The following is a 12,767-nucleotide window of genomic DNA, read 5'->3' as shown; positions in this document are numbered from 1 at the left end:
CGATGAGGCCGGTACAGGCCACCCTGAACGGGCAATAAAAAACCCGGCGCAAGCGCCGGGTCGCAAAGAATTCGCGGCTCAGCCCTTGCGACTTTTCTCGTCGCGGCTCTCCTCCAGCTTCTTGCATGCGTGTTGAATCATCTGCTCGGTAATCGGAACCTCACGGCCCTGGGCGTCGATGATCGAACCGCAGGCCTTGGGTTGCGGGGTGCTCTGGCTTTTCGGGGTATCGCTGCCATGCTGCAAACTCATTCGCTGTCTCCTCATCAGGTCCAATATCAAAGTAAACCTGTGCCGTGACCGGCCTGTGACAAGGGCTCTTGGGTGTCGCGGACATCCCACAGTCCAACAGAAAGCGCAAAAAACCTCCAGAGGCCCGTTAGAACGTTGGGCTATAGCCGCAGGCGCGGTGGTTGAGTGGTAGTCTGCTTTTTCCCCCGCTGCTCTGGTCGCTGCCATGCCCGAACCGGTTTCCACCCGCCAACGCCGCGCCTTGCGCCTGGGCTGGCAATTCATTCGTCCTTACCAATGCCAGGCTCTGCTGGCATTGCTGGCACTCGTCGTGACTGCAGGCATCACCCTGTCCATGGGGCAGGGTATCCGCCTGCTGGTCGACCAGGGCTTCATGACCCGCTCGGCGCACCAGCTGAACCAGACCATCGGCCTGTTCCTGGTGCTGGTGCTGGCGCTGGCGATTGGCACCTTCAGCCGTTTCTACCTGGTTTCATGGATCGGCGAACGCTGCGTAGCCGATATTCGCCGGGCCGTGTTCGATCATCTGGTCGGGCTGCACCCCGGCTTCTTCGAAGACAACCGCAGCTCCGAGATCCAGTCGCGGCTGACCACCGACACCACCTTGCTGCAGTCGGTGATCGGCTCGTCGCTGTCGATGTTCCTGCGCAACGTGTTGATGGTGATCGGCGGCGTGGTGCTGTTGTTCATCACCAACGTCAAGCTCACCAGCATCGTGGTGCTGGCCCTGCCGCTGGTGCTGGCGCCGATCCTGCTGTTCGGCCGAAGCGTGCGGCGCCTGTCGCGGCAGAGCCAGGACCGGGTGGCCGACGTGGGCAGCTACGTGGCCGAAACCCTGGGGCAGATCAAGACCGTACAGGCCTACAACCACCAGGCGCGCGACCGTGCGCTGTTCGCCGACACGGTCGAGGCGGCCTTCGCCGTGGCCAGGCGGCGGATCGCCCAGCGCGCGTGGCTGATTACCCTGGTCATCGTGCTGGTGCTGGGCGCGGTGGGGGTGATGCTGTGGGTCGGTGGCATGGACGTGATCGCCGGGCGCATTTCTGCGGGCGACCTGGCGGCGTTCGTGTTCTACAGCCTGATCGTCGGCAGTGCCTGCGGCACCCTTAGCGAAGTGATCGGGGAGTTGCAGCGCGCCGCCGGCGCTGCCGAGCGCATTGCCGAGTTGCTGGCGGCGCGCAGCGCGATCCTGGCACCCGAGGTGGCGGTCGCCTTGGCGCGCCAGCGCGGTGGCGGGCGCATCGAGTTGCAACAGGTGACGTTTGCCTACCCCTCGCGGCCCTCGGTGGCAGCCATCGACAACCTGAGCCTGGTCATCGAACCCGGTCAGACGCTGGCGCTGGTCGGGCCTTCGGGGGCCGGCAAGTCGACGTTGTTCGACCTGTTGCTGCGCTTCTATGACCCGCAGCAAGGGCGCATTCTCCTCGATGGCGTGCCAATCACGGCGATGGAGCCCAGCGAGCTGCGCCGTCAGTTCGCCTTGGTGGCGCAGAACCCCGCCCTGTTTCGTGGCACTGTCGAAACCAATATCCGCTATGGCCGGCCCGAGGCATCCATGGCCGAAGTCGAGGCTGCGGCGCAAGGCGCCCATGCCGACGAATTCATCCGCCAGTTGCCGCAGGGCTACCAGACGCTCTTGGGCGAGGGCGGTGTCGGCTTGTCGGGTGGCCAGCGGCAACGCCTGGCGATTGCCCGTGCGCTGCTGGTGGATGCGCCCATCCTGCTGCTCGACGAAGCCACCAGTGCCCTCGATGCGCAGAGCGAGTACCTGATCCAGCAGGCGCTGCCCAGCTTGATGGCTGGCCGCACCACGCTGGTCATCGCCCACCGCCTGGCCACGGTGCAGCATGCCGACCGCATCGCCGTCATCGACAAGGGGCGGGTGGTGGCAGTGGGGAGTCATCGTCAACTCATCGAGGAGAGTCCGTTGTATGCCCGCCTGGCTGCGCTGCAGTTCGCCAGCGGCTGAGTCATCGTCAATCTGTAACATTTTTGTAGCAAATGCCTGAGAGTATTGCCCCAACTGTTGCGTAAGTGCTCGACCTGGCTGCTATCGATCGATGGCAGCTTTTTTTTGGCCTACGAAAACGTTTCCCTACTTTCCTGTACCAGAGATCTGCGATGTTGCGTACTTCCCTCAGAGTGCAAATTCTCACCTTGCTGGGTGCCAGCCTGGCGGCGATGCTGCTGATAGCCTTGGTGTGTTTCCAGTTCCTGTCCTCCAGCGTCCGGGGATACGCCGAGCTGGTTGATGGGCCGCTGCGGGCTTCGCAAACCCTCGACGAAGCCAACCTGCAGTTCAAGATCCAGGTGCAGGAATGGAAGAACGTGCTGTTGCGCGGGCGCCAGCCGGCCGAGCGGGACAAGTACTGGCAGCAATTTCAGGCGCGCGAGCAGCAGGTTCAGCAATTGCTTGGGCAATTGATCGACACCAGCGATGTGTCTTTGAAGGCACCGTTGCAGCAGCTGCGCGACAGCCACCGGCAACTGGGCGTGGAGCTATGAGCAGGGCCGCCAGGCGTTCATGGCCGCCGGTGGCGACCCGGTGGTAGGCGACCAGGCTGTCAAAGGCGTCGACCGTGCCGCCAGCGAACAGATGAGCGCGCTGGTCGAGCAACTTCGCGCCGATGCCCGCACGCGCGCCGCCAGCATCAGCGCCAGTGCCGAGCGCACGGTATGGCTGGGGATGCTGGTGATGCTTGGCTCGGCGTTGCTGGTGGGGCTGTTCAGCGTGTGGCGGGTCAACCGCAGCCTGATCGAGCCGATCCGCCAATTGATCGAGTATGTGGCGCAACTGAGCCAGGGGCGCTTTGCCGCGCGTGTCGACAGCCGTCGCGAGGACGAGCTGGGCCGGCTGGCGCGTGCAGCCAATACCTTGCGTGATTTTCTCGCCGACACCGTGGGCAGGCTCAAGGACAACGCCCAGGAACTGGAAGGCGCCAGCGGCCAGTTGCGCAACATCGCCGGGGACATGGCCCGTGGCACCCACGACCAGTTCCAGCGTACCGACCAGGTGGCCACGGCCATGCACGAAATGTCCGCCACCGCCCAGGAAGTGGCCCGCCACGCGGCCGAAGCCGCCCGTGCAGCCGATGAAGCCGACCACAGTGCCCAGGCAGGCGAGCAGGTCATGCAACTGACCATCGACATCATCGGTGTGGTCAACCGTGAGATTGCCGGAACCGCGGCGGTGATCCGCGACCTGGAGAGTGACAGCTCGCGCATCGGCAAGGTGCTGGAAGTGATCCGCGGCATTGCCGAACAGACCAACCTGCTGGCGCTCAACGCCGCCATCGAGGCGGCCCGTGCCGGCGAGGCCGGGCGTGGTTTTGCGGTGGTGGCCGACGAAGTCCGCAGCCTGGCCCAGCGCACGGCAGCCTCGATCGCCGAAATCCATCAGATCATCGAAGCCGTGCAGTCAGGCGCGCTGGAGGCGGTCAAGGCCATCGAAAGCGGGCAGCAGCGCAGTGAGGAGGGCGCCGAGCAGGTGCAGCAGGCCGGGCACATGCTGCAGCGCATTACCACCGCGGTCGAGGCGATCCGCGACATGAACCGGCAGATCGCCACCGCTGCCGAGGAGCAGACCAGCGTAGCCGAGGACATCTCGCGCAACCTGATCGAAATCACCCGCATCGCCACCGCCAACCAGGAGGCTGTGCAGCATACCGAGCACGCGGGCCAGCGCTTGCATGGGTTGTCGGGGCAGTTGGGCGAGGTGACGTCGCGGCTTACCGCTTGAAGGTTTCTGTGCGCTTCGCGAGGTTGCCCGCGAAGCGCACAGCGCTTTTTTCAGGCACAACAAAAAGCCCGCACAAGGCGGGCTTTTTGAGCAGGATTTGGTCGGAGAGACAGGATTCGAACCTGCGGCCTTCTCGTCCCGAACGAGACGCGCTACCTGGCTGCGCTACACTCCGATGAACGAAATCCTACTGCATCGCTTTTTCGAGCGCAAGCCCTTGTTGTTAAAAGGGCTTATGTCCAAAACAGCGGCTGAATCAGAGCTCTTTGACGGTGCGAACCTGGTCTTTGTTCAGGCGCGTGCGCTTGCCATCGAGCTGCTCGAACTCGTAAAAACCGGAGTCCTCGTCATAGGAAGGGGTATCGGTTGCCTGGATCTCGCGGCCGTCGTTCAGGGTGATCACGCTCGGCGAGGAGCAGCCGGCAAGGGCGCCAATGCCGAGGGCGAGCAGGAAGGCGGGAAGAGTCCGTTGAATCATCGTGTTTCTCCAGTGCAAGGGTGCTAGATGATTTTATGACGCGGTGCGTCTGCGCAAGTTCCTTAGCAGTTCAGCATAGCCCTGTTAGTGGGTTATTGACCTGGATCTGCAGGGCTGGCCCGAGGCCTGCTGTGATATAAATGCGGGCATCCTCTTCCCCTGCGACGGACACTCATGAAAGCCAAGGCAGATACCCCCTTCGTGGCGCTGAACATCGCCGTGCTGACGGTCAGCGATACCCGTACCTTCGAAACCGATACGTCCGGCCAACTGTTCGTCGATCGCCTGACCGCCGCGGGCCACCAATTGGCAGCCCGTGTGCTGCTCAAGGACGACCTGTACAAGATCCGCGCCCAGGTCGCCACCTGGATTGCCGACGAAAGCGTGCAGGTGGTGCTGATTACCGGGGGTACCGGCTTTACCGGTCGCGACAGTACGCCGGAAGCTGTTGCCTGCCTGCTGGACAAGCAGGTCGAAGGCTTCGGCGAACTGTTCCGGCAGATTTCCGTGGCCGACATCGGCACCTCCACCGTCCAGTCGCGTGCCTTGGCCGGCCTCGCCAACGGCACCCTGGTGTGCTGCCTGCCGGGCTCGACCAATGCCGTGCGCACCGGCTGGGATGGCATCCTCGCCGAACAGCTCGATGCCCGTCATCGTCCGTGCAATTTCGTGCCTCACCTGAAGCAGGTTGCGGCCTGTGAAAGCCGTGGCTGAGGCGCCACACGCCCGGCCGCTGATGCCGGTGGAAGAAGCCCTCGAACGCCTGCTGGCGCTGGCTGAAGCGGCACCGATCAAGGACATCGAGCAGGTCTCGCTGGCCGAAGCCGAGGGTCGAGTGCTGGCGACCGACCTGGTCGCCTCGCTCGACCTGCCGCCGTGGCCGAACAGCGCCATGGACGGCTACGCGCTGCGCATGGCCGATCACCTGGGTGAACCTTTGCCGGTCAGTCAGAGGATCTTCGCCGGCCACGCCCCGGAACCTTTGCAGCCAGGCACCTGCGCGCGGATCTTTACCGGCGCGCCGCTGCCGGCCGGTGCCGACTGCGTCGAGATGCAGGAAAACACCGAAGTACTGGACGACGGTCGAGTGCGCTTCCTGGAACCCTTGCAGATCGACCAGAACGTTCGCCCCCAAGGCCAGGAAACCCGCAAAGGCGAGCAGGTGATGGTCGCTGGCACTCGCCTGGGGCCGATCGAACTGGGCCTGGCGGCAACCTTGGGGCACGCCCATCTGCAGGTCGTGCGCCGGGTGCGCGTAGCTGTGCTATCCACCGGCGACGAGTTGGTCGAGCCAGGCCTGCCGCTGGGCCCAGGGCAGATTTACAACAGCAACCGGCGCCTGCTGGTCAGCTGGTTGCAACGCCTGGGCTGCGAAGTGCGCGACATGGGTATTCTTCCCGATGACCTGGCGCGCACCCGCGAGTGCCTGGGCGGGCTGGGCGATGTCGACCTGATCCTGTCCACCGGTGGTGTTTCCGTGGGCGAAGCTGATTACCTTGGGGCAGCGCTGCGCGAAGCGGGCGAGCTGGCCCTGTGGAAGCTGGCGATCAAGCCGGGCAAGCCGCTGACCTTCGGCCATTATCAAGGCGTTCCGGTGATCGGCCTGCCGGGCAACCCGGCGTCGACGCTGGTCACCTTTGGCCTGCTCACACGCCCCTACCTGCTGCGCCGCCAGGGTGTGGCAGCGGTCACGCCGCTGCAGTTCGACGTGCCGGCCGGATTCGACTGGCCCAAGGCCGGTACCCGGCGCGAGTACCTGCGCGCCCGTATCGAAAACGGTCAGGTGCGTATCTACAAGAACCAGAGTTCCGGTGTGCTGCGCAGTGCCGCCTGGGCCGAAGGCCTGGTCGAGGTGCGTGAAGGCAGCACGCCGAAGGTGGGTGACAGCGTGCCGTTCATTCCGTTGAGTGAACTACTCGGTTGAACGGCCTATCCAGCTGGCACTGCGCTGCGAGACATCGGCCGGTGCCGACTGGATCAGGCGCATGTGCACGGTCTCCAGTTGCTGCGCGGCAATGCTCCAGTCGTGGCGTTGCCGGGCAAACTGGCGGCCGGCCTCGCTCATCTGGCACATCCGCCAGGGCTGGTTGAGCAACTGGGTGATCGACAGCGCCAACTGGTCACCGTCGTCGCTGCCCAGGTAGTGCTCGCCGTTGTTCAGCGCAAGGCCTGAAACCCCCTTGGCGGTGGTGATTACCGGCAGTCCGGCGGCCATGGCTTCGAGGATTTTTACCTTGGAGCCGCCCGCGTAGCGCAACGGTGCAAAAAATAGCGCCGAACGCCGTTGCAGCTCGCGCAGGTCGGGGCGATAGCCGATCCATTCGATACGCGGGTCGTTCCAGTGTCGCTTCCAGCTGGCGGGCAGGGCGTGTCCAGCAATCGCAAGGCGCACCGCCGGATTGCTCATCCATACCTGGGGGAGAATGTCCTCCAGTGCCCATTCGATGGCTTCGAGATTGGCACCGTACTCGAAGTTTCCGACGAACAGCAGGCGCTGGCTGTGCAGGGCCGGGCGCACGTCCTGGTAGTAATCGCAATCCACGCCATTGACCACCACGTTCACCGGCCGCCCGCTGATCTGGCTGATCAGTTCGGCGTCGTGCGCACACACCGCTACCACTTCGCTGGGTTGGCGCAGTACGCGCTGCTCCCAGCGCCGATAGCGCCAGCGGTCGAAAGCATTGAGTGGTCGCAGCCACAATGGCAGGCGATCGTGGCAGGCCGCGCCCATCACCGATTCCAGGGTGTGCTCGCTGAGCAAGTAGGGCAGGCCGCGGGCTTGCAGGGCTTTTTCGAAAGGCTGGAAACTGTAGCTGTGCTCGATCTGGATCACGTCCCAGGGTTCGTCCAGCAACTGCTCGAAGCGATGCCGCAGGCGCGGCGCAAGGCCATTGATGATCGCGCGCATCGGGTAGTCGATGATCGGCGAGGCCAGCAGGTTGAGTGGGCTGTGCAACGCGCGCCTGGGCAGTACGATCAGGCGTTCGACCAGCGGTTCAAGGGCTTCACGGGTAGCATCGCTCAGGGGGATCTTCGACTGCACCAGCAAGGTGATCCGGTGGCCATGCTGCGCCAGCGCGCGCAGCAGGTGGTATTGCCGGGTCTTGCTGCCACTGGTGGTGGGCCAGGGCAGGTAGGGCAGTGTCCAGAGTATGCGCATAACCCGGAATCCTCGCTAAAAGCCGCGGACAAAAAAAGCGCCCTGTGCAATCGATGCTGCCGGGACGCGTCCGTAGCTATCAGTAAAGCCCACGATACCGTCTTCGCCCAGGTACTCGCTGCTTTGTAACTCGATCATCTCCAGGTCGATGGCGCCGGGGTTGGTCGGACGGTGAGTGCAGCGATGCAGCATTGTGCCCCTGCTTGTGGTCGAGATCTGGACTGACGGCTTCCCATGGAGAGGCACAATGCAAAAGCGCAAGGCGATGTTGATCCTGCATGGCAAGCAGGCGATGAACGAGGACGTACGTCAGGCAGTCGTGGCCATGCGCGAGCGCGGCTGGACGCTGGATGTGCGAGTGACCTGGGAAGGTGGGGACGCCCAGCGGCTGGTCGGCGAAGCGCTATCGGCCGGTTATGGCCATGTGGTTGCCGGGGGGGGCGATGGCACCTTGCGTGATGTGGCCGAAGCCATGGGCCAGGCGAAAACCGATGCCAGCCTGGCCCTGTTGCCGTTGGGGACCGCCAATGACTTCGCCAAGGCAGCCGGGGTTTCGTTGCAACCTGATGAAGCCCTGTCATTGCTCGAACTGCCGCCGAGGCCGATCGACCTGGGGCGGGTGGGCGATGAATGGTTCCTCAACATGGCCACGGGCGGCTTTGGTAGCCAGGTCACCGCCAGTACCTCCGAGGACTTGAAGAAAATACTGGGCGCGGCGGCCTACCTGTTCACCGGCCTGTCGCGTTTCAGTGAGCTGCAGGCTGCATCGGTGGAACTGACGGGGCCGGATTTCCAGTGGCAAGGCGAACTGCTGGCGCTGGGGATCGGCAATGGCCGCCAGGCCGGTGGCGGGCAGGTACTGTGCCCGGAAGCTCGGGTGGATGATGGCCTGTTGGACATCGCCATACTGCCGGCACCGCAGGAAATGGTTGGGGCATTGCGTGAGTTGCTGGCGGGGGAGGGATTGTTCGTGCGTTCGCGTTTGCCCTGGGTCGAAATCAAGTGTTCCCAGGGCCTGGACATCAACCTCGATGGTGAACCGCTACAGGCTGACAGCTTGCGTTTTGAAGCCTGCCCCGCAGCATTGCGGCTGCATTTGCCGGCGGACTCGCCGCTGCTCAGTCGTCCAGGCTGATGATCTTCTCGCGCACGGCAAACAGCACCAGCCCGGCGACATCGTAGATCTGCAGGCGTTTCATGATTTGCGAGCGGTGGGTTTCCACGGTCTTGATCGACAGGCCAAGACCGCTGGCGATTTCGCGCGTGGACTTGCCGCGTGCGATAAGGCGCAGAATTTCCAGCTGCCGTGCCGTCAGGTTGTGGCGGTCGGCATGGGCGTGCTTGCCGTGCTGCGCGCGCATCAGGGCCTGGTTGATCACGGTATGGGCGATGGCCGGGCTGAGGTAGCGCTCGCCGCTGCGCAGGGCGGTCAGCGCCTGCTCCAGTTCGGTGGCGGTGGCATCCTTGAGCAGGTAACCATGGGCGCCGCTTTCCAGCGCCCGCATGATCAGCTCCGGGTCGGTGTGCATGGACAGGATCAGCACCCTGCAGGCGTGGCCGTTGGCGCGCAGCAAGGTGAGGGCATCCAGCCCGCTGGTCGAGCGCATGGAAATGTCCAGCAGCACGATGTCGGGTGCCAGCTGCTGAGCCTGCTCAAGCAGTTGGTCGCCGTCATCGGCCTCGCCGACCACGGTGTAGCCCGGGATATCGGACACCAGGGCGCGCACCCCGGCGCGGATGAGCGAGTGGTCATCCACCAGCAGCAGTCTACAGGTCATGGCGAAATCGGGGTCCTGGCGCGTTCATGGGTGCGTGGTTGCCACGGAAACAAGACATCGATCCGCGTGCCAAGGCCGAGCTGGCTGGTAATTTCCAGGCTGCCCTTGAGCGCGGTGGCGCGTTCCTGCATGCCCGCCATGCCGCGTTGGCCCGCCTCGGCAGGGTTGATTGCAGGGATGAAACCCAGGCCATCGTCCTGGATAGACAAGGCCAGCCCATCGGGCTTGCGCTGCAGGCGGATGGTCAGGTTGCGTGCCTGGGCATGGCGCAGCATGTTGGTGACGGCTTCCTGGGTGATGCGAAAAGCGGCCATGGCCACTTCCTCGGAAATCCCGCCCAGACGCTGCTGGCACTCCAGGCTCCAGTGCACATCACTGCTTTCCAGGGTGCGCACCAGGTGTGCGCGCAGGCTGGCTTCCAGACCAAGGCTGGCCAGTTGCCGTGGATTGAGGATGGCGGACACGTCGCGCACCTTGCTCAACGAGTCTTCCAGGGTGCTGCGCAAGGTCCCGCAGTGCGCCTGCAATTCATCCGGCAATCGCCGTTGCAACCAGTCCAGCTGCAGCTTGGCGGCAGTGAGCAACTGGCCAATGTCGTCATGCAATTCACGGCTCAGGTGCTGGCGTTCGCCCTCCTGCACCTTGAGCATGCGATCGGCCAATTCCGCCGGGCGCATGCTGATCGACCTGGCGCCGTGGCTCAAGTGCCAGCAGACGCCGAGGGTCGCGACCAGTTGCAACAGCAGCAGGCCGGCCGGAAGGGCCTGCGTGACCACCAGCGACAGATTGGCGACCAGCGACACCACGCACAGCGATGCTGTCGCCCAGCGCAGCAAAGTGGCGCGGGAACAGCGACGCAGAGGAATCTTCAAGCGTGGGGACATAGATAGGGAAGCCACTGAAGTCTTGCTGATGGAGGCCGTGCGCATGGTTTACCAGAGGCGTTGGCGTCGAGCTTTCAATAATTGGCGAGTGCGCGTTGAAAGCAATTCATATACGGCTGGCCGGTGTTTGTTGGTGCGCATGGTATCACTTCGGACTGCGTTGGTCGCGGCCGGGTAATGCTTTGAAACCTCGGGATTTACGGGCTGATCGCGGCGTCTTCCCTACGTCGCAAGATGGCAAAGTGACACCATTGATTCAACCCTTCGACTTACCCACTGCAACTTTGTGAGCGGTTGGCTGCAGGCGTTTGGCTAAAGGCCTTGGCACTAGGCAAGTTTGACCTGATACAGCATTGCCAGTGTTGCTTAGTTGCCCCGTGCCGCACTTGCCAGTGCATTGGCGCGGTTGGCTACAGGTGTGTGCGGGTGAATACAGCTGCTGCCGGTTTCATGGCAGGGCGCACACGTTTGCGGCAAGGGCTGACGCAGCGCGCTCGCCAGGTCGGTCAGCAGCGCTATTTGCTCGCTGGTGTCGAGGGCAAGCCGGCCGGTGCGCACATCCACCAGTTCCAGTTGCCAGGCCAGCAATGTCAGGCACGCCTCCAGCGGCGGCAGCGCTTCGCTGTGCAGGTGCAGTTGCCGACAGGCCGGCGCGAGCAGCTGCTGCAGGGCGTCGGCGTAGTGCGCGACTTCGCGCAGGTTGAGGCCGCTGGCGCGTCGGGCGAGCGTGTCGAGGGTATTGTTCAGACAATGACAGGCGTCGGGGTCGTTGGTGATCAGTTCCAGGTGTTGCAGGCATTCCTGGGACTGGGTCAGCAAGACCTGCGCATCCAGCAGAAATTCCTGCAGGGCGCTGTTGTTGAAGACGGTGCTGTCCATCATGACACTCCTGCGCGCAAGGCAAGAGCAGGGGATGGCCACGTCAAGTCGATCGCTCGCAAAAGCCTGACTCCATTCATGCAGTGAGAATGGCGTCACATTAATGGCTAAAGGATATCGCGAACATCAGGTTGCACCCGATTGCCACTAGGGGTTTCCCTGATGGCTATCTAGGGTGCGACTGCCGTGAGCAGGAATGGATCCAAGGTGGCGATTCTCGCAGTAAAGCATGATGGTAATATGATATCAATTGCTCGCGCGGCATTTTCCCAACAGGGTCAAGCTGAGCCTGAAGCCGCCGATACAGGGAAGATCAATTGACCATTTCCCACTCAAGCCCGGGGGTTTTCCAATGGCTGGCATTCTCGACACGGTAGACCAACGCACGCAACTGGTGGGTGAGAACCGCCTGGAAATTCTCATGTTTCGCCTGGCCGGTCGCCAGCTGTTCGCAATCAACGTCTTCAAGGTGCAAGAGGTGCTGCAACTGCCCAAACTGACCTTGATGCCCCAGCGTCATGCGTTCGTCTGCGGTGTGGTAAACCTGCGTGGGCAGACCTTGCCCGTCATCGACTTGTCCCAGGCGATCGGCATGCGCCCGCTGCAGCCGGGGCCGAACAGCACCATCATCGTTACCGAATACAACCGTTCAGTGCAGGCGTTTCTGGTCGGTGGCGTCGATCGCATCGTCAACATGAACTGGGAAGCCATCCTGCCGCCGCCTTCCAGTGCTGGCCGCCAGCACTACCTGACGGCCATCACCAAGGTGGATGAGCAACTGGTGGAAGTGATCGATGTGGAGAAAGTGTTGGCCGAAATCGTGCCGTACAACGCCCGGGTTTCCGGTGACAAGCTCGCCGATCCGGTGCTGGCCCGCGCCCGTGGGCGTGAGGTGCTACTGGTGGACGATTCCAGCGTGGCCCTGGCGCAACTGCGTGACACCCTCTCGCAACTGGGGATGAAACTGCATGTGGCCAGCGATGGCCTGAAGGCCTTGCGCATGCTCAAAGGCTGGGCCGACGCTGGCGAGGATGTGTGTGAAAAACTGCTGATGGTATTCACCGATGCCGAAATGCCGGAGATGGACGGCTACCGGCTGACCACCGAGATCCGCAGCGATGCGCGCCTGCGCAAGTTGCACGTGGTGCTTCATACCTCGTTGTCAGGCAGCTTCAACGAGTCGATGGTGAAAAAGGTGGGCTGCGACAACTTCCTCTCCAAGTTTCAGCCTGACCGCCTGGTTGACGTGGTCAAGCAACGCCTGCTGCTCGATATTGCCACTGCGTGATCCTCGAGCCTGCCAGGTATAAGCTTGGCTTTTGGCATGACACGAGGCAGGCAAGGATGTTTCTGAGTGAGTTGTATCGATACCCGGTGAAGTCGGGGCAGGCCCAGCGCCTGCAGGGTTCACCGGTAGACCTGCTGGGGTTGCAAGGCGATCGCCGCTGGATGGTGGTGGAAGAAGAGAACGGACGTTTCCTTACCCAGCGCGCTTGGCCGCAACTCAGTCAGCTCAAGGCCAGCGAGGGCGAGTCCGGCGCGCTGTTGCTGGAAGCGCCGGGGCAGGCGCCGTTGCAAGTGGCGGTGCCCGCCGCCG

At 63.3% G+C, this 12,767-nt stretch carries 15 protein-coding genes, 1 tRNA gene and 1 pseudogene; 9 read left to right on the top strand and 8 right to left on the bottom strand.

From position 1 onward, the window contains the following. Positions 1 to 78: 78 nt before the first annotated feature. Entirely contained in the window at positions 79 to 252 is a 174-nt protein-coding gene (locus PMI38_RS27255) for a PA1571 family protein (RefSeq protein WP_008090497.1), read from the bottom strand. A 205-nt stretch (positions 253 to 457) separates the two neighbouring features. Between PMI38_RS27255 and PMI38_RS03035 the strand changes: the two genes are divergently transcribed. The 4 genes and pseudogenes from PMI38_RS03035 (at position 458) to PMI38_RS27835 (ending at position 3,991) form a co-directional block, all read left to right on the top strand. Then, positions 458 to 2,221 (top strand): ABC transporter transmembrane domain-containing protein, encoded by a 1,764-nt coding sequence (locus tag PMI38_RS03035; protein WP_008090496.1) that lies wholly within the window; start codon positions 458 to 460, stop codon positions 2,219 to 2,221. Positions 2,222 to 2,373: 152 nt separating this feature from the next. Next, positions 2,374 to 2,757, top strand: coding sequence for a hypothetical protein (locus PMI38_RS27845; RefSeq protein WP_008090495.1), 384 nt, complete (start codon positions 2,374 to 2,376; stop codon positions 2,755 to 2,757). Positions 2,758 to 2,776: 19 nt separating this feature from the next. After that, a pseudogene (locus PMI38_RS27840) lies at positions 2,777 to 3,058 on the top strand (methyl-accepting chemotaxis protein); the annotation flags it as partial. Between the two features lie 165 nt (positions 3,059 to 3,223). Continuing rightward, a complete protein-coding gene (locus PMI38_RS27835) occupies positions 3,224 to 3,991 on the top strand; it encodes a methyl-accepting chemotaxis protein (protein WP_443216386.1) in 768 nt (255 codons plus the stop codon). A 98-nt stretch (positions 3,992 to 4,089) separates the two neighbouring features. Here the strand turns inward: PMI38_RS27835 and PMI38_RS03025 are convergent. Together PMI38_RS03025 and PMI38_RS03020 are read right to left on the bottom strand one after the other, a co-directional pair. Further along, positions 4,090 to 4,166: transfer RNA gene (locus tag PMI38_RS03025), tRNA-Pro, on the bottom strand. 81 nt (positions 4,167 to 4,247) lie between these two features. Next, positions 4,248 to 4,469 (bottom strand): YgdI/YgdR family lipoprotein, encoded by a 222-nt coding sequence (locus PMI38_RS03020; RefSeq protein ID WP_008090493.1) that lies wholly within the window; start codon positions 4,467 to 4,469, stop codon positions 4,248 to 4,250. Between the two features lie 174 nt (positions 4,470 to 4,643). On the opposite strand from PMI38_RS03020, the gene moaB reads away from it, so the two are divergent. Both moaB and PMI38_RS03010 read left to right on the top strand, forming a co-directional pair. Then, on the top strand, positions 4,644 to 5,183 hold the full coding sequence (gene moaB / locus PMI38_RS03015) for a molybdenum cofactor biosynthesis protein B (protein WP_008090492.1): 540 nt from the start codon (positions 4,644 to 4,646) through the stop codon (positions 5,181 to 5,183). Between the two features lie 22 nt (positions 5,184 to 5,205). Further along, positions 5,206 to 6,393, top strand: a complete 1,188-nt coding sequence (locus PMI38_RS03010) for a molybdopterin molybdotransferase MoeA (protein ID WP_050548550.1) — start codon at positions 5,206 to 5,208, stop codon at positions 6,391 to 6,393. Here the strand turns inward: PMI38_RS03010 and PMI38_RS03005 are convergent. Both PMI38_RS03005 and PMI38_RS26305 read right to left on the bottom strand, forming a co-directional pair. Next, positions 6,382 to 7,629, bottom strand: coding sequence for a glycosyltransferase family 4 protein (locus PMI38_RS03005; RefSeq protein ID WP_008090490.1), 1,248 nt, complete (start codon positions 7,627 to 7,629; stop codon positions 6,382 to 6,384). The genes PMI38_RS03010 and PMI38_RS03005 overlap by 12 nt on opposite strands. A 15-nt stretch (positions 7,630 to 7,644) precedes the next feature. Continuing rightward, on the bottom strand, positions 7,645 to 7,821 hold the full coding sequence (locus PMI38_RS26305; protein ID WP_008090489.1) for a mannose-6-phosphate isomerase: 177 nt from the start codon (positions 7,819 to 7,821) through the stop codon (positions 7,645 to 7,647). Positions 7,822 to 7,876: 55 nt separating this feature from the next. On the opposite strand from PMI38_RS26305, the gene yegS reads away from it, so the two are divergent. Continuing rightward, on the top strand, positions 7,877 to 8,764 hold the full coding sequence (gene yegS, locus PMI38_RS03000) for a lipid kinase YegS (protein WP_008090488.1): 888 nt from the start codon (positions 7,877 to 7,879) through the stop codon (positions 8,762 to 8,764). On the opposite strand, the gene PMI38_RS02995 is transcribed toward yegS, so the two are convergent. The 3 genes from PMI38_RS02995 to PMI38_RS02985 all read right to left on the bottom strand — a co-directional run bounded on the left by PMI38_RS02995 (position 8,748) and on the right by PMI38_RS02985 (position 11,170). Beyond that, entirely contained in the window at positions 8,748 to 9,407 is a 660-nt protein-coding gene (locus PMI38_RS02995) for a response regulator (protein ID WP_008090487.1), read from the bottom strand. The two genes, yegS and PMI38_RS02995, sit on opposite strands and share 17 nt — an antisense overlap. Further along, positions 9,404 to 10,291 carry a sensor histidine kinase gene (locus PMI38_RS02990; RefSeq protein WP_043272870.1) on the bottom strand — a complete coding sequence of 296 codons (888 nt, stop codon included), beginning with the start codon at positions 10,289 to 10,291 and terminating at the stop codon, positions 9,404 to 9,406. Before PMI38_RS02990 ends, PMI38_RS02995 begins: the two co-directional genes overlap by 4 nt. Before the next feature lie 366 nt (positions 10,292 to 10,657). Then, complete coding sequence (locus tag PMI38_RS02985) at positions 10,658 to 11,170, bottom strand: hypothetical protein (protein ID WP_008090485.1); 513 nt, start codon at positions 11,168 to 11,170, stop codon at positions 10,658 to 10,660. Between the two features lie 352 nt (positions 11,171 to 11,522). Here PMI38_RS02985 and PMI38_RS02980 point away from each other — a divergent pair, with 352 nt between their 5' ends. Both PMI38_RS02980 and PMI38_RS02975 read left to right on the top strand, forming a co-directional pair. Then, the gene (locus tag PMI38_RS02980; protein WP_008090484.1) at positions 11,523 to 12,458 is read left to right on the top strand and encodes a chemotaxis protein CheV; all 936 of its coding nucleotides are present in this window, start codon (positions 11,523 to 11,525) and stop codon (positions 12,456 to 12,458) included. A gap of 56 nt (positions 12,459 to 12,514) precedes the next feature. Next, positions 12,515 to 12,767, top strand: a 253-nt coding sequence (locus tag PMI38_RS02975; protein WP_008090483.1) for an MOSC N-terminal beta barrel domain-containing protein, incomplete at its 3' end; no start/stop codon positions are given.

Origin of the sequence: Pseudomonas sp. GM84, assembly GCF_000282535.1 — a bacterium.
Classification (GTDB): Bacteria; Pseudomonadota; Gammaproteobacteria; order Pseudomonadales; family Pseudomonadaceae; genus Aquipseudomonas.
This window is presented reverse-complemented; position numbering and strand designations above follow the sequence as displayed.

What these genes read in the sequence shown, in the direction of transcription:
- PMI38_RS27835 (WP_443216386.1), top strand. Translation starts at nt 3,224, where the DNA reads ATGGCCCGTGGCACCCACGACCAGTTCCAGCGTACCGACCAGGTGGCC.
- PMI38_RS03020 (WP_008090493.1), bottom strand. Translation starts at nt 4,469, where the DNA reads ATGATTCAACGGACTCTTCCCGCCTTCCTGCTCGCCCTCGGCATTGGC.
- PMI38_RS03010 (WP_050548550.1), top strand. Translation starts at nt 5,206, where the DNA reads ATGCCGGTGGAAGAAGCCCTCGAACGCCTGCTGGCGCTGGCTGAAGCG.
- PMI38_RS02985 (WP_008090485.1), bottom strand. Translation starts at nt 11,170, where the DNA reads ATGGACAGCACCGTCTTCAACAACAGCGCCCTGCAGGAATTTCTGCTG.
- PMI38_RS03035 (WP_008090496.1), top strand. Translation starts at nt 458, where the DNA reads ATGCCCGAACCGGTTTCCACCCGCCAACGCCGCGCCTTGCGCCTGGGC.
- PMI38_RS02990 (WP_043272870.1), bottom strand. Translation starts at nt 10,291, where the DNA reads ATGTCCCCACGCTTGAAGATTCCTCTGCGTCGCTGTTCCCGCGCCACT.
- PMI38_RS27845 (WP_008090495.1), top strand. Translation starts at nt 2,374, where the DNA reads ATGTTGCGTACTTCCCTCAGAGTGCAAATTCTCACCTTGCTGGGTGCC.
- moaB (WP_008090492.1), top strand. Translation starts at nt 4,644, where the DNA reads ATGAAAGCCAAGGCAGATACCCCCTTCGTGGCGCTGAACATCGCCGTG.
- PMI38_RS02995 (WP_008090487.1), bottom strand. Translation starts at nt 9,407, where the DNA reads ATGACCTGTAGACTGCTGCTGGTGGATGACCACTCGCTCATCCGCGCC.
- PMI38_RS27255 (WP_008090497.1), bottom strand. Translation starts at nt 252, where the DNA reads ATGAGTTTGCAGCATGGCAGCGATACCCCGAAAAGCCAGAGCACCCCG.
- yegS (WP_008090488.1), top strand. Translation starts at nt 7,877, where the DNA reads ATGCAAAAGCGCAAGGCGATGTTGATCCTGCATGGCAAGCAGGCGATG.
- PMI38_RS03005 (WP_008090490.1), bottom strand. Translation starts at nt 7,629, where the DNA reads ATGCGCATACTCTGGACACTGCCCTACCTGCCCTGGCCCACCACCAGT.
- PMI38_RS26305 (WP_008090489.1), bottom strand. Translation starts at nt 7,821, where the DNA reads ATGCTGCATCGCTGCACTCACCGTCCGACCAACCCCGGCGCCATCGAC.
- PMI38_RS02980 (WP_008090484.1), top strand. Translation starts at nt 11,523, where the DNA reads ATGGCTGGCATTCTCGACACGGTAGACCAACGCACGCAACTGGTGGGT.